20 protein-coding genes and 1 riboswitch are annotated in these 22,579 nt (G+C 48.7%); of the genes, 9 read left to right on the top strand and 11 right to left on the bottom strand.

The annotated features are described in order from the left end of the window. Positions 1–257: 257 nt before the first annotated feature. From V7S65_RS06000 to V7S65_RS05985, 4 genes are all read left to right on the top strand, one after another. A complete protein-coding gene (locus V7S65_RS06000; RefSeq protein ID WP_336388865.1) occupies positions 258–2,609 on the top strand; it encodes a DUF5682 family protein in 2,352 nt (783 codons plus the stop codon). Continuing rightward, positions 2,599–3,738 (top strand): VWA domain-containing protein, encoded by a 1,140-nt coding sequence (locus V7S65_RS05995; RefSeq protein WP_079467732.1) that lies wholly within the window; start codon positions 2,599–2,601, stop codon positions 3,736–3,738. Before V7S65_RS06000 ends, V7S65_RS05995 begins: the two co-directional genes overlap by 11 nt. A gap of 21 nt (positions 3,739–3,759) precedes the next feature. After that, positions 3,760–6,390, top strand: a complete 2,631-nt coding sequence (locus V7S65_RS05990; RefSeq protein WP_336388866.1) for a DUF4132 domain-containing protein — start codon at positions 3,760–3,762, stop codon at positions 6,388–6,390. A gap of 74 nt (positions 6,391–6,464) precedes the next feature. Beyond that, positions 6,465–8,051, top strand: coding sequence for a beta-N-acetylhexosaminidase (locus V7S65_RS05985; protein ID WP_336388867.1), 1,587 nt, complete (start codon positions 6,465–6,467; stop codon positions 8,049–8,051). A gap of 42 nt (positions 8,052–8,093) precedes the next feature. Here V7S65_RS05985 and V7S65_RS05980 read toward each other — a convergent pair whose 3' ends face one another. Both V7S65_RS05980 and V7S65_RS05975 read right to left on the bottom strand, forming a co-directional pair. After that, on the bottom strand, positions 8,094–8,720 hold the full coding sequence (locus V7S65_RS05980) for a hypothetical protein (RefSeq protein WP_336388868.1): 627 nt from the start codon (positions 8,718–8,720) through the stop codon (positions 8,094–8,096). 58 nt (positions 8,721–8,778) lie between these two features. Next, positions 8,779–8,958 (bottom strand): hypothetical protein, encoded by a 180-nt coding sequence (locus V7S65_RS05975; protein WP_336388869.1) that lies wholly within the window; start codon positions 8,956–8,958, stop codon positions 8,779–8,781. Between the two features lie 265 nt (positions 8,959–9,223). On the opposite strand from V7S65_RS05975, the gene V7S65_RS05970 reads away from it, so the two are divergent. Continuing rightward, the gene (locus tag V7S65_RS05970) at positions 9,224–9,466 is read left to right on the top strand and encodes a hypothetical protein (RefSeq protein WP_111580630.1); all 243 of its coding nucleotides are present in this window, start codon (positions 9,224–9,226) and stop codon (positions 9,464–9,466) included. Positions 9,467–9,496: 30 nt separating this feature from the next. Here the strand turns inward: V7S65_RS05970 and V7S65_RS05965 are convergent, their stop codons facing one another. Together V7S65_RS05965 and V7S65_RS05960 are read right to left on the bottom strand one after the other, a co-directional pair. After that, positions 9,497–10,360, bottom strand: coding sequence for a pirin family protein (locus tag V7S65_RS05965; protein ID WP_336388870.1), 864 nt, complete (start codon positions 10,358–10,360; stop codon positions 9,497–9,499). Between the two features lie 10 nt (positions 10,361–10,370). After that, on the bottom strand, positions 10,371–11,660 hold the full coding sequence (locus V7S65_RS05960; RefSeq protein ID WP_079467739.1) for a hemolysin family protein: 1,290 nt from the start codon (positions 11,658–11,660) through the stop codon (positions 10,371–10,373). Between the two features lie 210 nt (positions 11,661–11,870). Between V7S65_RS05960 and V7S65_RS05955 the strand changes: the two genes are divergently transcribed. Next, the gene (locus tag V7S65_RS05955) at positions 11,871–12,830 is read left to right on the top strand and encodes a sulfite exporter TauE/SafE family protein (protein WP_336388871.1); all 960 of its coding nucleotides are present in this window, start codon (positions 11,871–11,873) and stop codon (positions 12,828–12,830) included. Between the two features lie 9 nt (positions 12,831–12,839). Here the strand turns inward: V7S65_RS05955 and V7S65_RS05950 are convergent, their stop codons facing one another. Next, on the bottom strand, positions 12,840–13,166 hold the full coding sequence (locus V7S65_RS05950; protein WP_079467741.1) for a NirD/YgiW/YdeI family stress tolerance protein: 327 nt from the start codon (positions 13,164–13,166) through the stop codon (positions 12,840–12,842). 99 nt (positions 13,167–13,265) lie between these two features. On the opposite strand from V7S65_RS05950, the gene V7S65_RS05945 reads away from it, so the two are divergent. Further along, a complete protein-coding gene (locus V7S65_RS05945) occupies positions 13,266–14,477 on the top strand; it encodes a dicarboxylate/amino acid:cation symporter (RefSeq protein WP_336388872.1) in 1,212 nt (403 codons plus the stop codon). Here the strand turns inward: V7S65_RS05945 and V7S65_RS05940 are convergent. From V7S65_RS05940 to V7S65_RS05930, 3 genes are all read right to left on the bottom strand, one after another. Then, on the bottom strand, positions 14,434–15,606 hold the full coding sequence (locus V7S65_RS05940) for a trans-sulfuration enzyme family protein (protein ID WP_336388873.1): 1,173 nt from the start codon (positions 15,604–15,606) through the stop codon (positions 14,434–14,436). The two genes, V7S65_RS05945 and V7S65_RS05940, sit on opposite strands and share 44 nt — an antisense overlap. A gap of 149 nt (positions 15,607–15,755) precedes the next feature. Further along, positions 15,756–15,869: riboswitch (SAM riboswitch) on the bottom strand. Between the two features lie 72 nt (positions 15,870–15,941). Next, a complete protein-coding gene (locus V7S65_RS05935; RefSeq protein WP_079467744.1) occupies positions 15,942–16,889 on the bottom strand; it encodes an NAD-dependent epimerase/dehydratase family protein in 948 nt (315 codons plus the stop codon). A gap of 54 nt (positions 16,890–16,943) precedes the next feature. Next, entirely contained in the window at positions 16,944–18,176 is a 1,233-nt protein-coding gene (locus V7S65_RS05930) for a YdcF family protein (protein WP_336388874.1), read from the bottom strand. A gap of 296 nt (positions 18,177–18,472) precedes the next feature. Here V7S65_RS05930 and V7S65_RS05925 point away from each other — a divergent pair, with 296 nt between their 5' ends. Both V7S65_RS05925 and V7S65_RS05920 read left to right on the top strand, forming a co-directional pair. After that, on the top strand, positions 18,473–20,590 hold the full coding sequence (locus tag V7S65_RS05925) for an ATP-binding protein (RefSeq protein ID WP_079467746.1): 2,118 nt from the start codon (positions 18,473–18,475) through the stop codon (positions 20,588–20,590). A gap of 8 nt (positions 20,591–20,598) precedes the next feature. Further along, positions 20,599–21,291: a uracil-DNA glycosylase family protein gene (locus V7S65_RS05920; protein WP_336388875.1), complete on the top strand. Its 693-nt coding sequence runs from the start codon at positions 20,599–20,601 to the stop codon at positions 21,289–21,291. Positions 21,292–21,309: 18 nt separating this feature from the next. On the opposite strand, the gene V7S65_RS05915 is transcribed toward V7S65_RS05920, so the two are convergent. Genes V7S65_RS05915 through V7S65_RS05905 form a run of 3 tightly spaced genes read right to left on the bottom strand, consistent with a single transcriptional unit; the run spans position 21,310 to position 22,166 of the window. After that, positions 21,310–21,525, bottom strand: a complete 216-nt coding sequence (locus tag V7S65_RS05915; protein ID WP_079467748.1) for a hypothetical protein — start codon at positions 21,523–21,525, stop codon at positions 21,310–21,312. 48 nt (positions 21,526–21,573) lie between these two features. Further along, positions 21,574–21,858, bottom strand: a complete 285-nt coding sequence (locus V7S65_RS05910) for a DUF6881 domain-containing protein (protein WP_079467749.1) — start codon at positions 21,856–21,858, stop codon at positions 21,574–21,576. Between the two features lie 2 nt (positions 21,859–21,860). Then, positions 21,861–22,166, bottom strand: coding sequence for a hypothetical protein (locus V7S65_RS05905; protein ID WP_079467750.1), 306 nt, complete (start codon positions 22,164–22,166; stop codon positions 21,861–21,863). Between the last annotated feature and the right edge of the window lie 413 nt (positions 22,167–22,579).

Genomic DNA, 22,579 nt, shown 5'->3' with positions numbered 1-22,579 from the left:
TCCACCTTTGAAGCGTGCTTGAAGCATGGTTAAAGCATAGATGAAGCGTATCAGGTCCACCTTTGAAGCATGGTGGAAGCGCCTTTAAAAGGTAGGAAAGCCTTCTTCAGGACCTCATGTTTTACTTTAAGGTAAATTTTATAACTTAATCATAATGTGCTCATTGCATAACGATTGCTTAAAAATTACTTTCAGTATATTTTCCGGGAGATGTCAAACCGCAGGCATCCCACTCATTTATTAATAATGATCGACGTATGTCTGTACATATATTAGGTATCCGGCACCACGGCCCTGGCTCCGCCAGGAATGTAAAAGCTTTTCTGGAAGAGCTGCAACCGGATATTGTGCTGATCGAAGGACCGCCGGAAGCAGATAGCCTGTTGCAATGGGCCGGTCATGACGACCTCCAGCCGCCGGTAGCGATCCTTGCTTACCAGCCGGATAGTCCGCAGAAAGCCTGCTTCTATCCCTTTGCTGCATTCTCACCGGAATGGCAGGCAATGCTGCATGCCAAAACCCATCGCATCCATGCCCGCTTTATGGACCTCCCGCTGGCCCATGTATTCGGAATGGAAAATGAAGCCGCCGCAAAAAGAGCGGCCGGAGCGCAAAAGGACGAAACCCAAAAAGAAGATGAAACCCAAAGCACAACCCCGGACGGAGAGACTCCACCTGCGGAACTAAACAACTCCACAGAAGAATTCACGGCGGCGGAACTGGACATGGAATTTCTCCCGCCATCACCGCAGGACCCGGTCGCCCACCTGGCCCATGCCGCCGGCTACGACGACGGCGAGCGGTGGTGGGAACATATGTTTGAATACCGCCTCGGGCAGGAACAGGTATTTGAAGCCGTACATGACGCCATGCACGCACTCCGGGAAGAACTCCCCCGGCGGTACGACCGGAAAGAAGCCCTCCGCGAAGCCTGGATGCGGAAATGCATCCGCCAGGCGGAAAAGGAAATGTTCCAGCGCATAGCGGTGATATGCGGCGCCTGGCACGCACCGGCGCTGCAAACCATGCCCAAGCAAAAAGACGATAACGACCTGCTGAAAGGGCTGCCCAAAACAAAAGTGGAATGCACCTGGATCCCGTGGACGTATAGCCGCCTCAGTTATGAAAGCGGCTACGGCGCAGGCATCCCCTCACCGGGATGGTACGAACATATCTGGGAACATCCCGCCGATGATGGCACCCGTTGGATGGCCCTCGTGGCAAAGCTCTTCAGGGAGCAGCAACAGGATACCTCTGTGGCGCACGTAATGGAAGCCGTACGCCTGGCCAATGCGCTGGCGGCCCTCCGCCATTATCCGCGGCCCGGACTGGAAGAACTCAACGAGGCCACCCTCAGTGTACTCTGCAACGGGGAAAGTATCCTCATGCAGCTGATCCGCGATGAACTGATTGTACGCAACCGCATCGGGAAGGTGCCCACGGAAGTACCCACGCCCCCGCTGCAAACCGATATCACCCGGTGGCAGAAAAAACTGAGACTGCCCCAAACGGCGGACTTTAAAGACTATACCCTCGACCTCCGGAAAGACACGGACCTGGAAAGAAGTATCTTCCTGCACCGCCTGCAACTGCTGGAAATACACTGGGGAAAACGGTTTGAAGTATCCGGTAAAGGCACTTTTAAAGAACAATGGCGCCTGCAATGGGACCCCGCCTTTTCTATTGACATCATTGAAAAAGGCAGCTGGGGAAATACGGTAGCAGAAGCCGCCACCAGCTTTGTAATCAACACTGCTAATAATACCGGCACACTGCAACAGGTGTGTAAAATGCTGGAATCAGCCATCCCCGCGGAACTCCCCGCGATAGTGGAAGTGCTGATCCACCGGATCAACAACCTCGCCGCCGCTTCCGGCGATGTGCTCCAGCTGATGGAAGTAATTCCCTCCCTGGTAAATATCAGCCGGTATGGCAACGTACGCAAAACAGATGCAGCGCTGGTTAACAACATCACCGAAAGCATGATTGGCCGCATCTGCATCAGCTTACCCGCTGCCTGCACGGCGGTAGCCGATGATGCCACACTCCCGTTGCTGGACCTTTTCTTTGCCATGAACGACGCCATTAACCTGGTACAGGATAATGACCTCACCGCCTCCTGGCAGGACACACTGCTGGTCATTTCCGGCAACCCGCAGTCGGCACCCATGATAGCCGGCTACGCCTCCCGCCTCCTTTTCGACGCCAAAATAATGACGGGGGAAACACTGGTAAAAGCTTTCAGTGTATCCATGTCCGTAGCCAATCCGCCTGCACTGGCAGCAGCCTGGCTGGAAGGCTTTCTCAGGGGCAGCGGCACTCTCCTGTTACTGGATGAAGAGCTGTGGAGCATGGTGCACAATTGGGTTTCTCAACTGGAAAATGATATTTTCATACAGGTATTGCCGTTATTACGCCGCACCTTTTCTAACTTTACTGCCCCGGAAAGAAAAAAACTGGGCGACAAAGTGAAACACGGCGGAAATGGAACCAGCATAAAAGCAACTACCACAGGGGATATGGACCATGAGCGGGGCGCCCGTGGCATCCCGGTAGTGATGCAATTGCTGGGATTTAAAGACGCTAAACTATTACCGGATGGAGCATGAAGAACAGGTTCGCAGGTGGCGGCTCATGCTGGGAGGATCCCAGAATGATGGCACCTCCTTTTCGTTAAATAAAACGGACCTGCAGTTGGACAAAACGCTGGAAGCCCTGTACGACAGCACCAGGCAGGGAGGATTAGGACCATCCTCTCCCAATGTAAGCCGCTGGCTGGGCGATATCAGGAGCTACTTTCCCGCCTCTGTGGTGCAGGTAATGCAACAGGACGCCCTCAAACGCCTGAACCTCACCCAGATGCTCTTTGAAAAAGAGATGCTGGAAAACATAGAACCCGATGTACACATGGTGGCCACCCTGATGACATTGAGCAAGGTAATCCCGGAAAAAACCAAAGACACCGCCCGGCAGGTAGTAAGAAAAGTAGTGGATGAACTGATGCGGAAACTGGCACAACCAACCCAACAGGCCATTACCGGCAGCTTAAACCGCAGCGCCCGCAACCGGCGCCCACGGCACAACGAGGTGAACTGGCCCCTCACTATCCAGAAAAATCTGCAACACTATCAACCGGACTATAAAACCATCATCCCGGAAACACTGATCGGATACGGCCGTAAACGGTCGGCGCTGAAAGAAGTGGTATTATGCCTCGATCAAAGTGGTTCAATGGGTACGTCTGTCGTTTATTCTGGTATATTTGGGGCGGTAATGGCTTCTATCCCGGCACTAAAAACACAAATGGTGGTGTTTGATACCGCCGTGGCAGACCTTACAGAAGAATTGCAGGACCCGGTAGAACTGCTGTTTGGCGTACAACTGGGCGGTGGTACAGATATCCATGCCGCATTGAAATACTGCGCGCAGATCATCACCAAACCAGCAGACACCGTGCTTGTATTGATCACCGATCTCTTTGAAGGAGGAGATGAAAAAAATATGCGGAAACGCTTTACTGAACTTGCAGCAGCAGGTGTACAGGTAATCGTACTGCTGGCGCTGAATGATGAAGGTGCCCCCAGTTACGACCACGAGAATGCCCAATTCCTGGCTAACCTCGGAATACCCGTATTTGCATGCTCCCCGGACAAATTTCCGGAGATGATGGCCTGCGCATTGAGCAAACAGGATGTTGCTCAATGGGCCGCAAAAGAAGATATTGTGCTGAAAAAATAAACTGAATCTATCTATACCCTTATGCCATACAAAAAGGAAACTATACTACCTCTTGTTGAAAAACTGAAACAACTGAATGACTATGAAAACATCGCAGGCACTATACAGTCCGGGGTAGATTTCCTTACAGGGCATACCTATGAAACACCACCGGTATTTCCCACCGCTGAAGCCGCCCGGCAAATGGGACATTTTATTTCCCTGCTGCAGATTCCCGATCACTGGGACGACAACGACCGGCTCATCCTGAAGCTGATTTCACCTCCGCTTACCTGGAACGAATGCAAAGAAACTTTCCTGACTACCATCATTCCCATGTTGGATATGCCCGGAACTTCCTCCTCCATCGTATTGCGGTTCAGCTACTTTACCAGCTACCTCCAGCAACGGGGTTGCACACCGGAAGAAATCGGCTCCCTCATGATCAGCTATTCCAGGGACGGCAACAACTTCGACCTGGCGCCGCTGAAATTCACGCCCCTGCGCAAATTCCTGCAGGACCTGATCAAAAGTGCGGAACCACACGTGATCAACGCCTACGTAAACACCTGGCGTAAGAAAGGATGGAACTCCCTCTTCTTCCGGCTCCTCACCAAAGGGCACCCGGACCGGGAAATGGAATACCTGGAAAGCATCCTCCTGCTGCCGGAGTACCTCCCGGATCAACAGGCCGTGTCACGCGTATTATTGCAAAACAACCCGGGCAAGTATGAACCGCTGATCGAAAAAACAACCACGCAGCTGGCCGCAGTACCCGACTATGCAGCTGCGCTCAGTGGTTATTATCTGCTCGCCGGTCATCTCCCGGAAAAATATAACCAACGGCTGCTGAAAGCAGCCTACGATTTCCTCGACATGCCGGTGGCAGGCCCGTACACACCGGAATCGGGATACTCAAAAGTAACAGGGAATGTACCGCCCAACAACATGCCTCCCGGCGTGCTGGCTGTGCGCGGCCTACTGCACCTCGACCGCCCCGCGGCCGTTCCTTATCTCGGTAACCTGCTCTCCCAAAAACGTTCCCTCCACCCGGAAGCCTTCCAGGTGCTGGCAGACGAATTACAGGAACAGGCTGCCCCCATGCTGCTGCACGCACTGGAAAATGATTACGACGCCAGAATAGTACTGCCGGTACTCTCCCAACTGAACAAAGCACTGTATATAGATCAGCTCTGGCCATACACACTGCATAAACTGAAGTCCGTTCGTACACTCGTGGCCGTTATACTGGCGGAACACCCGCAGGCGCTGGAAAGAGCAGCGGAATTACTGGGGCATAAGAAAGCGGATCAACGCTTAACTGCCGTACAGATCCTCTCTAAACTCGACAACCCGCATGCACGCGAACTGCTGCAACTGGCGCTTCACAAAGAAGTAAACGACGATGCCCGCGACCTGATGCTGGAAACACTGGGAGGTCATACCCTCACGGATACCGACGACCTGGTGCTCGTTACCAAGTTGGTGATGTTTGCAAAGAAAAGACACAAGCTCTCCAAACCGGCAGAGAAATGGCTGGACGACAAAGCCCTGCCACCACTCTATTTGCTGGATGGCACCGTAATGACCACCGACATGATGCGCTTCCTTATTTACCGCATGTCGAGGGTAACGGAAGTACACGCCGACGTGGAAGCCAAACCCCTGCTGCGTTTGATCGACAGGTCCCGCAGCGGCGATTTTGCCCGCGCACTCTATAAAGCCTATGCCGACCAGGGCGGCGATCTGAAACTAAAGTATCTCATGACCCTCACGGCCCTGCTGGGAGACGACCTGCTGGCAGATACGCTCCGGGAAGACATACAGCTCTGGATTACCACCAAACGCCTCAAAATGGCAGAACACGGCGTGGGCGCACTGGCCCTGCATGGCAGCAATAAAGCCCTCCGTGAAGTGGAATTCTTCTCACGCAGGTACCGCTTCCGCAAAGCAGTAGTAGGCGCCGCAGCCCTCAGGGCGCTGGAGCTTACCGCTACGGAAAGAGGCATGACACTGCATGAACTGATCGATTCATTGGTGCCGGATTTTGGCTTCGACGGATTGTACAGGTCCTTTGAAGTAAAGAACGAAACATACCGCGCCTTCCTTGACAGCAACTTTAAACCGGCTTATCTCAACGATAAAGGCCGTCGCTTGAAAGCGATCCCGGTAGCCACCCCCAGGGACATCAGGAATGCATTCAAAGCGCTGCCAAAAGAAATGGCCGACACCATCAGGGTACAAACACAGCGATTGGAACTGTTCCTGGAAGAACAAAGAAAATGGAGCGCTGCAAAATGGCAGGCGGTATTTCAGCAAAACCCCGTGATGTCTGCTTTTGCAACGCGACTGGTATGGGCATTATTTGATGAAGCCGATCAACTGATCACTGCCTTTTACTGTGATGAAAACATAACGCCGAAAACAGTTACAGGCGACGTTCTTACCATTCCTGAAAATGCACACATAAGGATATTGCATCCCGTTCACCTGGATGCAGCCACCCTGCAGCAATGGAAAAATAAATTCAATGAACTGCCTGTTGAACCGGTGTTTCCTCAACTGGAAAGACCGGTAACTTTATCGCAGGGTTATGCAGCCGTGGAATACGATTATGGCGACGCTTCCATGGAAAACGGTTTGCCAAGTGGTTATATGGAACAGGAAGGTTAATAGGAGGTTCTTTTAAATCACGGGATTTTATTGTATTTTTTCACCTTAACCAAGTGAACAATAAAAATCTACGTATGCTAAAACTACGCTCCACACTGGCATTTGCCTGCCTGCTACTGCTGTTGGCAGGGCCCTTGCCGGCGATCAACATTATTCCGCAGCCGTCGGAAGTAAAAACATTATCCGGCACATTCTCTTTATCCGGCGCCACTGCCATCATTCCAGGCAAGTGCGCCGGCGAGGCCAACCAGCTGCAACAGGCATTACAGGAAACATATGGTCTTTCTCTCGCCCTGAAACCTACCGCTAAAAACAATTACATCCGCTTCTCCCTGAATGAAAAACTGGAAAAGGAATTAGGGAAAGAAGGTTATCAACTACAGGTAACGCCGGATAACATTACCATCACCGCAGCCACGGCCACCGGTGTGTTTTATGGTATCCAATCTTTACGCCAGCTCATTACAGCCAACGGCAACGCCTACACGATCAATGCCGTATCCATCAAAGACAAGCCCCGTTTCGGCTGGAGGGCATTCATGCTGGATGAAGGCCGTTACTTCAAAGGCGGCGAAACCGTAAAGCGCCTGCTCGATGAAATGGCACTGCTGAAAATGAACGTATTCCACTGGCATCTGACCGACGACCAGGGCTGGCGCATTGAAATAAAAAAGTATCCCCTGCTCACCAGCGTGGGCAGCAAACGCGATTCCACCCAAATAGGTACCTGGAACAGCAAAGTATATGATGGCAAACCTCATGAAGGGTTTTATACACAGGAACAGATTAAAGACATTATTAAATACGCAGCCGACAGGCATATCACTATTATCCCTGAAATAGAAATGCCGGGTCACTCCAGCGCCGCTATTGCCGCGTATCCCTGGCTGGGCACCACGCACACGCCTATCAAAGTACCTGGCAAATTCGGTGTGCATTACGATGTTTTCAACGTATCCGATCCTAAAGTGATCGCTTTCCTGGAAGATGTGTTGCAGGAAGTGATTGCCTTGTTCCCGTCCAAAGTAATCCATATTGGCGGCGATGAAGTAAAATACGACCAGTGGAAAGCAGACGCCGGGGTAAACGCCTATATGAAAGCACATAAACTGGGCTCACCCGCCGACTTACAGATTGCTTTCACCAACAACATCTCCAACTACCTCGCCCGCAAAAACCGCCGCATGGCCGGTTGGAACGAGATCATGGGCAGCAAACTGCATGAGTTCACCGATAGCAAAGATGTTTCCGCCACCGAAAAACTCGCGGCCGGTACCATCGTACAGTTCTGGAAAGGAGAGCTGAAACTCATCACCGATGCGGTGTCCAAAGGATATGACGTAATCAATTCCTATCACGCCATGACTTACCTGGATTACGACTACAAGGAAATACCGCTGGAAAAAGCTTACAGCTTTGACCCCATCCCTGAAGGACTGGATCCAAAGTATCACGCAAAAATACTGGGCAGTGGCTGCCAGATGTGGGGCGAATGGATTCCAGATGTAAAAACAATGAACCACCAGGTGTTTCCGCGCCTGGCGGCCTATGCGGAAGATGGCTGGACTGTTCCTGCCAACAAAAACTTCACACAGTTTTCCAATGCACTGCAATACTTCTATACCCGTTGGGATAAAGAAGGTATTCAGTACAACAAATAATTATAACAGCTATTGCAGCAACTGTTTGGCTGCAATAGCTGTTTATTTCGCCGGCAGCAGCTTCAGGGTATCGCCCGCCTTCTGTAGATGATAAACGATGATCCCTCTGGTGTTTGCAGTTAACGCATCAGGATCGTTTTCCCTGAAAGCCGGGAAAGTGCGTACCAGCGTTTTCCCTTTTATAAAAAATGTATCCTGCCCCCTGTAAGCCTTTTGCTGCATGGTATCCAGCGAGTAGGTATTAATCCTTGTGATTTTGGGCCCTATGTCAAAAGCATAGATCTTACCGAATTGACCGGTACCTTCAGAAAGCATCTGTAAATAAAGCTCCGATTTACCGTTTCCGTCCAGGTCCGCGATCATCATATTTTTCAGCGCTCCCTTCACGTCTTTTTCAATGGTGCTGTCTACCTGTGTGGAATCTTTTTTGCTGCCCACCGCCAGGATCAGATCCCGCATGCTGCTGTTGCCACGGGCAATAGCGGAAATACGGTAATCTCCGTAGGTGGTATCCAGTGTCACGCTTTTCACATCTTCTGTTGCAGGCGCCTGCACCGGCGCATTGGCAGAGTCTTTTGCTGCCCGTTCTTCTTTATTTTGCATGGGGCTGTTGCAGGCTGCAAAAATCATCACCGGCAACAGTGATAGTCTGAAAAATATACGATCCATAGTCCGCTGGTTTTAAAATCAGACCCGGTCGCTGAGATACGGCCGGAACTTCCTGCCATCAATGTTTTTTACGCTTATTGGCTTTGGTATCCTTACTGTTATGTGTGGTATCATCGCCTTTATCGTCTTGTTCTTCATTCTTCCTGCTGTCAAGATTATCCCTGATTTCAGGCCGCGGCAGATTGGAAAAAGATTGCTGTTTACTTTGCCGGGTATTTTCATTTCTGGTGCCTTTCATAAGACAAATTTTTAGTGAACAATACCTTAGGCGCCACAAAAGCAGTGCCTCACTCCTTCCGGCTATGTATGGGCAACCGGTAAGGGATAGCGTGTCTGTCGCTCCACTTTTTGACGGACAATATCCACAGTAAAAACGGGGAAGGAATAACGCAGAGAGGGGATAACTAAAATAGGATCAGTGGCTTATCTCCAAAAGTGCTCTGCCGCAGGAAAGGGCGCATGATATCTGCTTGTTATCTTCCTGAACATAAATTTATTTTTTTATGAAAAACCTACCAGCTACCATCGGACTTATAGGCGTTCTTACCCTCTTTATTTTCTTCAGGGGTAACCCGGACAAGGCGCAGGCGGCTCCGGTAAAGCCTATACAAACTGACCAGATTGAAGTATTTGCACAGGACACTTTTCCACCTAAGCCAATGGACACAGTGATGAAACACAAGAAGAAAAAAGATAAAAAAGGAGATACTTCCTGGCCACAGAAAAGAGATACTTTATTCAGATGATTTTAGCGGAGGGGAATTCCCCTCCTTTTTTTATTGTTCAAGCGTACCAAATAAACCGTTCTTATAATCCTGTATAGCCTGCTCGGTTTCTTCGGCAGTATTCATTACAAAATTATCTTTCGCTGCTACCGGTTCATTGATGGGTTCCGCGCAAAGGTATAACAGCCGGGTATTTTCAAGCGCGGTGATGTGAATGTCCGCTTGCTCATCGTCCTTATCAAATACTACAAGATGATAGCCTGTTACTGCTGTTCCGTTCACTTCTATTTTTCCATCCACTACATACAGCAGCGTCCAGTATCCACGTGTAGCCGTAAGCGTTACCTCTTTCCCGGCTTCCACATTTCCCCAGATAGCAGTGATAGGTGTGAAGTTTTTTAACGGCCCGGTTTTACCTTCATATTCGCCGCCCACAAGGGTAAGGTGTACACCTTCTTTTTCCGCTACCGCGGGCATTTCCGTTCCTTTAATATACTGGTACCAGGGATCTTCTGCTTTATGCGCGGCGGGCACATTAAACCAGAGCTGCAACAGCTCGTAGTTCCCCCCTTTCTTCAGAAATTCTTCCGACGGGCCTTCACTGTGCAGGATCCCTTTCCCGGCAAACATCCATTGCACGTCGCCGGCGGTTACGGTCATGGCATTACCTGCATTATCGCGGTGGTAGCCCTGACCCTGCAGCATAAAGGTAACCGGCGCAAACCCGCGGTGAGGGTGCGGATGCAGCCTGTCTTCCGGCGATCCGGGCGCAAAATACTTAGCCGGCATGTGATGCACCACAATAAAAGGATTGGCAAAACGGAACTGCATAGTGGGCAGCGACTGCCGCACTACTTCCGTGTCGGTAATATGTTTTTCGCGTCCTTCGAGAACGTGGAGGATTTTCTTCTCCATAAAAAATATTTTATCGGATCAGTTTTAACCTGGCTTTTTCCACGGAGCTGCGGAACATTTTCAGGATCAGTACTTCATAATTTTCAATGATGATCACTTCTCCTTCCCGCGGAATGTTTCCGTGGATGTAGTTTATTAAACCGGAAAGGGTTTCATAATGTTCGCTTTCCGGCAGCGGGTAAGGTAATAATTCATTGATATCTGCGAGGTATTCATGCGCATCCACAATAAAATTATCATCTTTCTGCTCTACAATCGGCGCTTCATGATCATGTTCATCCTGGATATCCCCTACCAGCTCTTCCAGGATGTCTTCCATTGTAACAATTCCTTCGGTATCGCCGAATTCGTTGGTTACCACGGCCATTTGCAGGCGTTGTCCCTGGAAGGTGCGCAGCAGGTCTTTTATTTTCATGCTGTCCGGTACATAAAATACCGGCTTCATGATATCCTTTATATTATGGAGTGTTTTTTCGTGCATTCCCTTTACTACATCTTTGGTATATACCACGCCTTTCAGTTCGTCGAGCGAACCGCTGGACACGGGATACCGGGAATATCCATCTCTGATTACCTGGTCTATCAGTTGGTCCAGGGGCAGATTGATGTCGAGGGAGGAAATATCTTTACGGTGGGTGAGAATTTCTTTTACGCGGCTGTCGTCAAACATAAATACATTCTGGATCAGTTCCCGTTCGGTTTCCTCAATCGCGCCGCCTTCCTGGCTTTCAGAAATGATCAGTTTCAATTCCTCTTCCGAATGGATTTCCGACTCCCCGGCGGGTTTAATGCCCATAAGACGAAGGATACTGTTGGCGAAGCCGTTGAGCAGCCAAATAAAAGGACGGAAGATCACGAACAGCGCCCGCAGCGGGATGGCCACCACCAGCGTGGTGGGCAGCGGTTTGCGGATGGCCATTGATTTAGGGGCCAGTTCCCCGAAAACGATATGCAGAATGGTAATAATGGTAAAAGCAATAGCTACGGCGATTACATGGGTGGCGGCGAGTGAAATGGTAACACCCAGGCTTGCCATCAACTTTAGTACGATGGCGGTCATTACCGATTCGCCTACCCAGCCAAGGCCCAGTGAAGCCAGCGTAATTCCCAGCTGCGTCGCCGCCAGGTATCCATCCAGGTTATTCAGGATGCTTTTGGCTGCTGCAGTGGCTCTTTTGCCTGCTACGCTGCCTTTGCTGTTGATTTGAGAGGAACGTACTTTAACAATGGCAAATTCTGCCGCAACAAAGAATCCGTTTAATAATACTAATATAATTGTCCAGAAGAGTTGCCAAAGCATGTAGTTGTTAAATTGGTTCGCAACCCCAAATATAGGTAAATCAATTTTTATACGTTCGGGTATTTTGAGGAATTACCATTTATAAATTAAAATTTAGGGAGATATATCACCGGTTTTACCTTTCTTCCATGCAATTTTTTCCAAGCAGTCTACTTATTTCATAGAGTTTATGTATTTTGTGGGGAATTAAGGCTGGCACATTAATAAAAAATGGAGAAAGAACTTACTACCCTCGCTGCACCCGCAGCTACGAGCACAAATGAATCAAATGCTGCAACGCCGCAGGAAAGCGTTAACTTTAGAAAACAGCGCTGGATTTATGGTATAGCAGGCATCCTCATACTAGGTGTTATACTTGGTGTGGCATGGTGGCAATCGCCCGATTTCCGCACCTACGTGGAAGACGTACCTCCTACTTTTTATTATTTCCTCATAGCCGGGTTTATTTTCGCCATGATCGACGGCGCCATTGGTATGTCTTACGGCATTACCTCTACTACCTTTTCCCTGTCGATGGGTATTCCGCCTGCATCAGCGAGTACGGCAGTACATATCTCCGAGATCCTCAGCTGCGGCATTGCCGGCTGGATGCATATGCGGATGGGAAATGTCAATAAAACACTATTTAAACTGCTGATATTACCGGGTATTGCCGGAGCGGTGATCGGCGCTTACCTGTTGTCGTCGCTGGAACATTACGCACAATACACCAAGCCGGTGGTATCGCTTTACACACTGATCCTCGGCACGGTAATCCTGATGAGGGCCATTAATGCGCAGCGTAAGAAGCACGTGGCTAAAAAAATAAAGAGGATAGGCCTGCTGGGCTTTGGTGGCGGATTTATAGACGCCATCGGCGGCGGTGGCTGGGGTTCTATCGTATTATCTTCCCTGATTGCCGGCGGCAGACATCCCCGCTTTTCGCTGGGCACGGTAAAGGCTACCCGCTTTTTTATCGCCATGCTCAGTTCCCTCACTTTTGTAACCGTGTTGTACCATGTACACTGGGATGCCGTACTCGGCCTCGTGATAGGCAGTGCCATCGCTTCTCCCATTGCGGCAAGAGTATCCAATAAAATTTCTGCTAAAACTATTATGGTGGCGGTAGCGGTAATTGTGATCCTGGCAAGTATGAGGAGCATCTACATGTTTGTGCTCAAAATCATATAGTCGTAGCCGTTAATCGTTGCTTACCTGCTGGTTTACCTTTAAAGTAATGGGCTTGTTGATTTCATATTCCACCAAAGCTTTAATGGTGATCACTTCGCGGTCGCTGAAAGGCCGCTGCGGAAGGAATTTCGGATCTATGTCCACCTGGATTTCGGCGGTCCGGTCTTCAAAAAGATAGTTATTACCACGGAGCTTTTTAGTAACGTAGCCGGTCACCTTAACGGCGATGCTGTCGTTGTGCAGTTGCCGGGCATTGCGCATCACCTCTCCGATGGTGTAAGTCCGTTCCTGCAGAGCGAACAGGGGAAGCAACAAACATAGCATCCAGCTTTTCATGATAAATATATTGGTTTGCTAACACCATAAACAATAATCATGACAGATTGTTCACCGAACAGATACATTTAGTTATCTTGTAAATCATAAACTTCAGGTATGGGATTCCTCAAAACGTACAGCAGTATGTTCTGGTTACTGGCAGGCATCATCGCAGGCAGTATTGCCGGGCTTATATTTGGTGAGCGTGTAGCCATTATTAAACCATTGGGTGATGTTTTTTTAAACCTGTTGTTTACTGCCATTATACCACTGGTATTCTTTGCTATCTCCTCTGCCATTGCCAACATAGAAGCAGGGCATAAGCTGGGCCGTATCCTCGGCGTTATGTCGCTGGTATTTCTGAGTACCGTTCTCATCTCTGCCTTTCTTACGATTGTGGCCGTCTGGATATTTCCTATCCACCAGCAGGTAACCCTTACAAAAGATGTGAACCTGGAACAGCCGGGTAACTGGGGGGAACAGTTGGTACGACTCCTCACCGTGAATGAATTTTACGAGTTGCTGTCACGTAAAAATATGCTGCCGTTCCTCATCTTCTCCGGGCTGGTTGGTTTTGCCGCTATGCGTACCGGTGAAAAAGGCGCTGCTTTCCGCGGCTTTCTGCAATCCGGTAATGAGGTGATGAAAGATATCCTGACGCTCATTATGAAATTGGGCCCTGTTGGGCTGGGCGCCTACTTCGCTTACCAGGTGGGCACCCTAGGACCACAACTGTTTGGCACCTACGCGCACTCCCTCGGTATTTATTATGGCTTTGGCATCGTGTATTTTATTGTTGGCTTCAGCGCGTATGCGTTTGTTGCCGGTGGTATACCCGGCATAAAAATTTTCTGGAAGAATAATATTATCCCTACCCTTACTGCTGTTGGTACCGGCAGCAGCATCGCTACTATTCCGGCTAATCTCCAGGCAGTAGAACGGATGGGCGTTCCGCGCGATATTGGTAATGTGGTGGTGCCATTGGGCGCCACGCTTCACAAAGACGGCTCCAGCATTTCTTCCATTATAAAAATGGCAGTGGTGTTTGCCATGTTCGGAAGGGGCTTCGATGGTGTAGCAGTAATCTTAATGGCACTAGGCGTTACCGTTATAGCCAGCATCGTGGAAGGCGGTATTCCTAACGGCGGTTACATCGGCGAACTGCTGGTGATGAGCATCTACGGCTTCCCCATAGAAGCGCTCCCGCCGCTGATGATTATCGGTACACTGGTAGATCCGCTGGCTACGATCCTCAATGCAACGGGAGACAATGTTGCCGCTATGCTCACAACACGTTTTCTGCGAGGGCGGGCGCCGGCAATTTCGTAAATGCCTGCTCCAGGTCGGCCAGCAAGTCGGCTGTTTCTTCCAACCCTACTGATAAACGTATCAGGCTATCGCTCACGCCTGCTGCCCTTCTCTTTTCTGCGGGAATGGATTTATGGGTCATGGCCGCGGGGTGACACAACAAACTTTTGATACCGCCCAGGCTTTCCGCCAGTTTAAAATAGTGCGTGGAGGTAACAAAAGCAGTGGCTGCTTCCGCCCTGTCATCTTTCAAAGTAAAAGATATAATCCCTCCAAACCCTTTACTCTGCCGCTTTGCCAACTCATGCCCCGGATGCGATGGCAGCCCCGGGTAAAACACTTTATCCACTGCCGGATGTTTCTCGAGATATTCTGCCAGCGCCTGCGCGTTAATACCATGCTGCTTAATACGCAGATGCAATGTTTCAATGCCACGTATCAGCAGGAAGCTATCGAATGGCGAAAGAATAGCGCCGCAGGCATTCTGATAAAATTTGATCTCCTCTCCCAGCTGTAATGTTTTAGCTACTACTACCCCCGCAATCAGATCGCTGTGGCCGCCCAGGTATTTGGTAGCGCTGTGGATCACCAGGTCGGCGCCCAGCTGCAGCGGCTTTTGCAGCACGGGGGAAGCAAATGTATTATCTACACAAAACAAACAGTTATGTGCTTTTGCAATGCGGCCAATGGCTTCAATGTCTGAAATCTTCAACGTTGGATTGGTGGGCGTTTCCAGCCAGATCAGGCGTGTGGCCGGCGTGATGGCGTTGAACACCGCCTGCGTATCAGAAGTATCCACATAGCTTACTTTGATACCAAACTTCTCATATACTTTATTGAATAACCGGAACGCACCTCCGTAAATATCATCTACCGCTACAATTTCATCGCCCGATTTCAGGAGTTTGATCACCGCATCAATCGCTGCCAGGCCGCTGGCAAAGGCAGATGCAGTAGCGCCGCCTTCCAGCTTTGCAATGATCTTTTCTGCGGTTTCGCGGGTTGGATTATTGGACCGGGCATAGTCGTATCCTTTATTTACGCCGGGCGCGTCCTGCACAAAAGTAGAGGTCTGATAAATAGGCACGGCAATAGCGCCTGTTTGCGGATCCACGGGAATAGAATGGATCAGTTCAGTGATAGTGCTCATCTTTGTTTGATTTTTAGTTTGATGAAAATTGATTAAACAGGTCCGTTAAATGAGCATATCAAAAAGGTGGGAGCATAAAAAAAACTCACCTGGGAGCCAGATGAGTTTTCTAATATTGGAAGAATAATATAAAGTAAAACTATTGATCTGACTTATCTTTCCTGGTCCGTAAACCGGGATGGATGCAGCACCTTTCACTGTTTGCACAGTGATGGTTGCTAAGGTATCGTCGGGCCATGTCCCTCCTCCTTTCTTGATAAGCTATTTAAAGAACTGGTGCAAAGATAAGGCAGAAAAAATAACTTCCAAATTTATTTTCCTACAAAATCAGTAGACTATTGTTTATGTGCGAGTGTTAAACGGATGCCTTCTTCATAAGAAGTAGGTTTCACTTTAAAATGCTGCTCAAACTTTGTAGAGTCGAAAATATAGGGATAGTTGCTTTGGTACAGCATTTCCTTCATTTCCCGGATCGTGGTATCAAACAGCCCGGAGAGCGTAAGCATAAAGCTGCCCAGCTTCATATACTTAGGTTTTACGCCCATCTGGGTAGCAATCATATTCACATATCCGTTGCCGTCGGGCGCAGGGTTGGCAGTGGGCAGATGCCATACCTGGTTCCAGGAAGTATCGTCCTGGGAAAGCAGGTACAATCCTTTGGCGGCATCCGGCGTAAAGGTGTAGCTATGTGTCTGATCGTCTTTTCCGAGCCACATGGCATTGCTGTTCTTCCTGAACTTATCGATGATCAGCAGGTTAAGGAAACCGGTTTTATCGGCGCCGGGTCCGTAGAAGTCGGCGGACCTTGCAATGGTGGCGGTCAGGTTACCGGCCTTCACCTCGTTCATCAATTGGGTGGCAATAGCCGCACGGATCGTTCCTTTCTTACTGGCCGGATGATACGGCGTATCTTCTTTCATTGGGCCGCTTACTAACCCGTAAGGATATACGTTGTCGAAGAAGATGAGTTTTGCACCGGCCTCTTTGCATGCATTAATTACATTGGTCATGATCTTCGGCCATGCGTCTGACCATACCTTGATATCATATTTGAGACCGGCAGTAAGAAATACCACGGCGCTGCCTTTTACGGCTTTCTTTGTTTGCGCGGCATCGGTAATATCAGCCGGTACCAGGTCGGTAATGCCTTCAATGGATTTCGGCGAACGGCTTACGAGACGTACCCTTTTGCCGTGGCGCACCAGTTCGGCAGCCAGATCGTTAGCAATAATACCTCCTGCACCGAGGATTGTATATAAGGGCTGGATAGAAGAATCAGACATAAAATGAGGATGTGTTTATTATGATAGACGAATGAGTGAACGGAATATTTTATTTCAGGGGTCTAATGGATCAAAAACATTTACCTGCAGCGACCGGAGGTCTGGCAGGAACGACAAAAAGTAAAGATCGGCTTGCTTGATATCTGCCGCAGGCATGTATCCCAGCTCTGTTGTACAGCGTTGGGTAAACATCGGGCTGTTCACATAGGCTAAGTGCATGACATCAGACACGCACATCATCCTTTTATTGGCTGGTATGCCGCTCTGCCACACGATCCTTACGGCATTACGCACGTTGGTGGTGGTGTGGCGGGCATAAGGATCTACCATTACCGCTGAAGCCGGGATCTTTAGTTCATTTACCAGGTATTTCTTCATTTCCACCGCTTCGGAATATTGGGTCCCCACGGGTCTTACATGCCCACCGGATACAATAATGAAGGGGGCCATTCCTTTGCGGTACAGTTCTGCCCCGGTGCGGCAACGGCTTTTACCGGTTTCGCTGATTGTTTCCTTTGCCACGGGGCTTGCCCCCAAAATAAGCATGGCGGTGTATGGATATTTGTTCCAGTCTGTTTTCTTTATTTGTTTATACGCTTCTTCATTGGTACCGGATAAGGGTTCATAGCGCACGGCTTCATCGCGGCGGTTTAGTTCCAGTAGGCCCAGCGCCACCTGCAACGACGGCTGGAAAAATAAGTCCGGCTGCTTTTCCGCCGCCTGTTCCATTACACGTTGCACCATTGTCCTGTAGGCGGGCGATAACACATAATAAGTGGCAGAGTCAATCACGGGGTAACGCAGCCCTTTACCGTTCGTATAGGCATTAAGGATATAGTTCACCCCATCGGCAGCGTCTTTCCAGGCAAGAGAGAGGAATGCGGCGTCGGTTTTGCCGGCATATAGCTGGAACAGGCCACTGCCCCGCATTTCGCTTAACAGGCGTTCCATTTCCTTTGGGTGCTGCTGCAATAATGTAAGAAAGGCGCCACTCACTTCATTAATGGTACCACTGCTAAACTGCAAAGAAGCGGTAAGATCGCCGCTACTCACGGGATGGGCTACACGCTGTGCGTAGGTGTTGCGCAATGCGATAAGCGTGCTGTCTTTATTCATCAGCTGTGGCAGCCCGGGCACACGCTCCAGCAGTGTGAACAGGTAAAAGATCCTGTCCTGCAAAACGCTGGTTCCCTTGTAAAATTTGTAATGCAGGTCCGGCGAAGCAGGTTGACCAAATGTACAGGATAACACCAGGAGTAACAGGCCGGTAAGAAAGCAGTTTTTCATTAAAGCAGGTATTACAGGAACAATAATACAAAAGGAAAAGGGAACTTTATCTTCTCCCTTAAATATAACCTATATTTTATATACCAATATTTAAACCTTGAAGCCTGACGGTATATGAAAGTTTTAATAGGTAAAAATATATAATGTATTAAATATAATCATATATAGGAAACTCAGCAGAAAATACATACCCATTCTTTTTGTTTTTCATTGATTATCTATTAGTTACGGAATATAAAATCATTTATTTTCGTCGCGGTTTAGCCACCAAGCCAACGTCCCAATCATATGTAACAATGTATACAACCCAAGAAAAAAAGACCTTTGTACGTTATGCTGTGTTAACGATAATGGTGATTGTTCTGATGACCTTTTTTATGATCATCTCTTTAAGAAAGAAAGAGTCAGCACAGTTAAGCATAGTTGTTAAAGACCTGATAGCCACCAAAACAGATGTTGGTCATATTGACCAGGCCGTACAGCTGCTATATGCAGCCGATAATAACTTCCGCGTATATACGCTTACCTACGACAAGCATTACCTGAATGCTTATGTGGGTCAGTTGAGCAGCATTACTGCGCACCTGGACAGCGCCATGAACTCCGCCAAAAATGAGAAGCAGCTACATGCGCTCCTGGCCGACAAAGCAAGGAAGTCGCAGCTGTTCCTACAGACACGGCAATACGTAGATTCATTACTGCAACTATCGCAGGTATGGGACACGGCCACCCAGCCCCTCCCCCTGCAACAACTGGGCAATATCAAAATACCGGCGCCTAATATAAAAGCTGATACCATTGTTACTACAGAAACAGCTACCACCAAAGGCCGCAAGAAATTACTGGGCCGCATCAAGGATGCGATCAGTAATAAATCGCAGGTACAGCAAACCAGCCAGCAGGTGAAAATCGTTCAATACGACGCCCCTAAAGAGGGCAAAGCCTTTTCAAAAGATCAGCTGTCAAAGATCCAGGCCGCCTATAACAAGTTTATAAAAGACGCCACCGAAAGTCATAATAACCTGAAGCAGAAAGAATATGCCCTCGTTATTGCCAACGAACGGCTGTTCTCCGGGCTGCTTCTCCTCATGGCCAACCTGAAACAGAATATTGTAGCGGAAACCGATAAGAAGCGGTTACAGCTGGGCCAGGACATCGATCATTCCCTCTACAGGCTGGATAAGCACAATTACTGGGAAATTCCCCTCATCCTGTTACTGGCGGGGATCATTATATATGGTATCGTCCGTTTATACCGCTACGACCTGGCTTTGCTGAGGGCCAAGCAACAGGCGGAAAAGTTTGCTCAACAGAAAAGCGACTTTGCAGCTACCATCAGTCATGAAATACGCACACCGGTGCAGTCGGTGCTCGGCTACACGCACCTGCTGGAGCGCGACCAAACACCGGAAACGGTGGCGGCTATACGTCATTCGGCAGAAATGCTGTTACAGGTGGTAAATAACGTGCTCGACTACACGCGGATGGAATCTGCAGAGCCGCTGTTAAGGGAAGAGAAGTTTGCTCCCCGCACCGCTATTGAAGAGGTGTGCAATACCCTGGCCGTACAGGCATCCATGAAATCACTGACGCTGGATGTAAACATTTACTTCCCCAGCACCTTAATTGTGTTGGGCGATGCCTTCCGGTTGAAGCAGGTATTGATTAACCTGGTGGCCAACGCCATTAAATTCACGGAAAAAGGGGGCATTACCGTAACAGCGCATATGCGTGACAACAACTTATTACAGGTAAGCGTAAAAGATACAGGTGTAGGTATTTCACATAAAGAACTACCTTTGGTATTCGATGCTTTCTCTCAGGGAAATAACCATTATCATAAAGGAAGCGGATTGGGATTGCATATTTCCAAGAAGATCATCGAGCTGCACAACGGAAAGATACATGTAGAAAGTCTTGCAGGAAAAGGCTCTACTTTTTATTTTGAAATCAGGTACAAGCTGATGACCCCATCACCTGTTACCAAAAAAATTATTGTCCCGGTGAATAATACATCTACAAACGCTACTATTCCGGCAGGTATCCGGTTACTGGTGGTTGAGGACAGTATCCTCAACCAGAAACTACTGGCCCTGATGCTGGACAGAATGCAGGCTTCCTACCTGATTGTTTCTTCAGCAGAAGAAGCGCTGGAAGTATACCATCGTGAAGCATTCGATTTTATACTGACCGACATTGACCTCCCCGGTATTGATGGACTGATGCTGACCAACATGATCCGGGAATTACCTGACAAGAAGAAAGCCGCAGTAACCATTATTGCCATTACCGGTAATGTTATGGAAGATGATATTGAGCTGTATCTCCGCTCAGGTTTAAATGATTACATCATGAAGCCTTACCGCGAAGAGGACATCCTGGAGAAAATTACCAGGCATCACCAAATGGCTTAAATTGCGGAATGACCATCGCCGATCAGATCATTGCTTTCAACAGCCAGCTGCATTTCCCGGGCAAGTTGCCCGCAGGTATACGTGTGATGAACCCTTTCCGGGAAGGCCCCGGTATTATGGGTATCATGACCCAGTTCTACAAAAAATTTTATGACGACAAACAGCCGCGGCAACTGATCCTGGGCATCAATCCCGGCCGGCTGGGATCGGGGTCTACCGGCGTACCCTTTACGGATACCAAACGTATGTGGGAAAAGTGCGGCATTGAAATTACCGGGCTTAAAACGCACGAGCCTTCTTCTGTTTTTGTGTATGACGTGATAGACGCCTATGGCGGGGTGAAAAAGTTTTACCAACATTTTTATATCAGCTCCATTTGTCCGCTTGGATTTACCTCTCTCCAACCCGGCGGAAAAGAAATAAACTACAATTATTACGACAGCGCTGCTTTAACAAAAGCTGCTTATCCGTTTATTGTGAGCAGTTTAAAAGAACAATTGCAGTGGAATATCAGTCGTGAGGTATGCTATTGTATGGGGACGGGAAAGAATGCCGCGTTCCTGCAGGCATTAAATGAAAAGGAGAAATTTTTCGGGGCCGTTGTTCCGTTAGAGCACCCCCGTTTTGTGATGCAGTATAAATCCAAAACGAAGTCGCAGTATATCGACAAATACCTGACGGCTTTTGAGGAACACCCATAACCCCAACCTGTGGATTTTTTACGCCGTCTGAACCGCAATCTGGTCTGCAATGTTGTTCAGCAGTCCCATGTTTAAACGACGGCCGTTGTCTGTAGCGCCTGGCGCACGCACAAATCCGTCCTCATCTTTTTCCATCATTACCTCTTCTCCGTCTACATCTACCAGAAAGCGTTCAGCTGAAGAGGGCTTTACATAAAAGCGGCCTCCGGAAGTTTTGATCATAAAAGCGTTCATAAGATTCTTTTTTCTAAGAGATCTTACGCAAACCACGGACCAGCTATGTCAGGACAAAAAATAAAAATATTGATTCCAGATCAGTTCGAATTCTGCCTGGGAAATTAACTCCGGAATAAACTGTCGTTCTTCACTGATCTCTTCCAAACCGGGCATTACCTGGTCGGACAAGGCGGTACCGCCAAAATGAAAATTGCTGCAGGCAATGCCGAAGCTTCCATCCGGGTAGATTTCAATTTTCCGGTTTTCGAAACGCTGCGAATCTATCTCACTGTACAGGTATATTGGTTCGTCTTCAAAATGATGAAGCCAGGATACTTTGAGATACTCCATGCTCAGATTTTTACAAGACGGCAGTCCCAGGTATCTTTGGGTTGTTCCGGTACCGGATCGGGCGTTACCACCCCGGTGATCTGGTAGATGTTGCCTTCTTCATGCAACCGGTCGCCTATCTGAGGAGTCAGTTCCTCTTTGAAGCGGATGGTGGCAATAATACCGAACGACTTGTAACTATGAATTTTCACAATACTCGCAGACCTTACGGGTAAGAGCAATTCGGCCTTTTTGCGATTGTGACTCCTGTACAGGGAGAACATCAGCCATAATGCGAGGGCAAACAGGCCAAGGAGCAGCAGATTCACGGCTTTTTTTAGGTTTAGGTTGAATAAATATGTTATGGTTGAACCGCACCTCCTGTTGGCATAAAAGAGGTGGTACTACAATATAGTGAATTTAACACATGTAAACAATTTTTTTTACAAGGGCGGGCGGATTGGTCCCGGGGAGGAGACATGGAGAGTAGTGCTTACTTAAAGGTTACTTCCCGGATGCTTCTCCGGTGCTTCGGACATGGGTACCTGATGGACTATCCATGCACTATCTATACTGTTCGCATGCACTCCTCATGCACTATTGATGCACTATCCATGCACTATCTATGCACTATCTATATATTAAGGTCGCCAGAGTCCGCTGATGGTCTAGTCCTGGTATAGGTTTACACTTTTGTTAGATAATCCTGTTTGAAGTTTACAATATAAGTTTTTAGTCCTAC

Source organism: Chitinophaga sp. CCNWYY40 (genome assembly GCF_037483205.1).
Classification (GTDB): Bacteria; Bacteroidota; Bacteroidia; order Chitinophagales; family Chitinophagaceae; genus Chitinophaga; species Chitinophaga ginsengisegetis.
The sequence above is the reverse complement of the archived record's forward strand: the minus strand, read 5'-3'. Positions and strand labels throughout refer to the sequence as shown.

Excerpts from the sequence above, each read along its gene's own strand:
- V7S65_RS06000 (WP_336388865.1), top strand. The coding sequence starts at position 258 with ATGTCTGTACATATATTAGGTATCCGGCACCACGGCCCTGGCTCCGCC.
- V7S65_RS05995 (WP_079467732.1), top strand. The coding sequence starts at position 2,599 with ATGGAGCATGAAGAACAGGTTCGCAGGTGGCGGCTCATGCTGGGAGGA.
- V7S65_RS05990 (WP_336388866.1), top strand. The coding sequence starts at position 3,760 with ATGCCATACAAAAAGGAAACTATACTACCTCTTGTTGAAAAACTGAAA.
- V7S65_RS05985 (WP_336388867.1), top strand. The coding sequence starts at position 6,465 with ATGCTAAAACTACGCTCCACACTGGCATTTGCCTGCCTGCTACTGCTG.
- V7S65_RS05980 (WP_336388868.1), bottom strand. The coding sequence starts at position 8,720 with ATGGATCGTATATTTTTCAGACTATCACTGTTGCCGGTGATGATTTTT.
- V7S65_RS05975 (WP_336388869.1), bottom strand. The coding sequence starts at position 8,958 with ATGAAAGGCACCAGAAATGAAAATACCCGGCAAAGTAAACAGCAATCT.
- V7S65_RS05970 (WP_111580630.1), top strand. The coding sequence starts at position 9,224 with ATGAAAAACCTACCAGCTACCATCGGACTTATAGGCGTTCTTACCCTC.
- V7S65_RS05965 (WP_336388870.1), bottom strand. The coding sequence starts at position 10,360 with ATGGAGAAGAAAATCCTCCACGTTCTCGAAGGACGCGAAAAACATATT.
- V7S65_RS05960 (WP_079467739.1), bottom strand. The coding sequence starts at position 11,660 with ATGCTTTGGCAACTCTTCTGGACAATTATATTAGTATTATTAAACGGA.
- V7S65_RS05955 (WP_336388871.1), top strand. The coding sequence starts at position 11,871 with ATGGAGAAAGAACTTACTACCCTCGCTGCACCCGCAGCTACGAGCACA.
- V7S65_RS05950 (WP_079467741.1), bottom strand. The coding sequence starts at position 13,166 with ATGAAAAGCTGGATGCTATGTTTGTTGCTTCCCCTGTTCGCTCTGCAG.
- V7S65_RS05945 (WP_336388872.1), top strand. The coding sequence starts at position 13,266 with ATGGGATTCCTCAAAACGTACAGCAGTATGTTCTGGTTACTGGCAGGC.
- V7S65_RS05940 (WP_336388873.1), bottom strand. The coding sequence starts at position 15,606 with ATGAGCACTATCACTGAACTGATCCATTCTATTCCCGTGGATCCGCAA.
- V7S65_RS05935 (WP_079467744.1), bottom strand. The coding sequence starts at position 16,889 with ATGTCTGATTCTTCTATCCAGCCCTTATATACAATCCTCGGTGCAGGA.
- V7S65_RS05930 (WP_336388874.1), bottom strand. The coding sequence starts at position 18,176 with ATGAAAAACTGCTTTCTTACCGGCCTGTTACTCCTGGTGTTATCCTGT.
- V7S65_RS05925 (WP_079467746.1), top strand. The coding sequence starts at position 18,473 with ATGTATACAACCCAAGAAAAAAAGACCTTTGTACGTTATGCTGTGTTA.
- V7S65_RS05920 (WP_336388875.1), top strand. The coding sequence starts at position 20,599 with ATGACCATCGCCGATCAGATCATTGCTTTCAACAGCCAGCTGCATTTC.
- V7S65_RS05915 (WP_079467748.1), bottom strand. The coding sequence starts at position 21,525 with ATGAACGCTTTTATGATCAAAACTTCCGGAGGCCGCTTTTATGTAAAG.
- V7S65_RS05910 (WP_079467749.1), bottom strand. The coding sequence starts at position 21,858 with ATGGAGTATCTCAAAGTATCCTGGCTTCATCATTTTGAAGACGAACCA.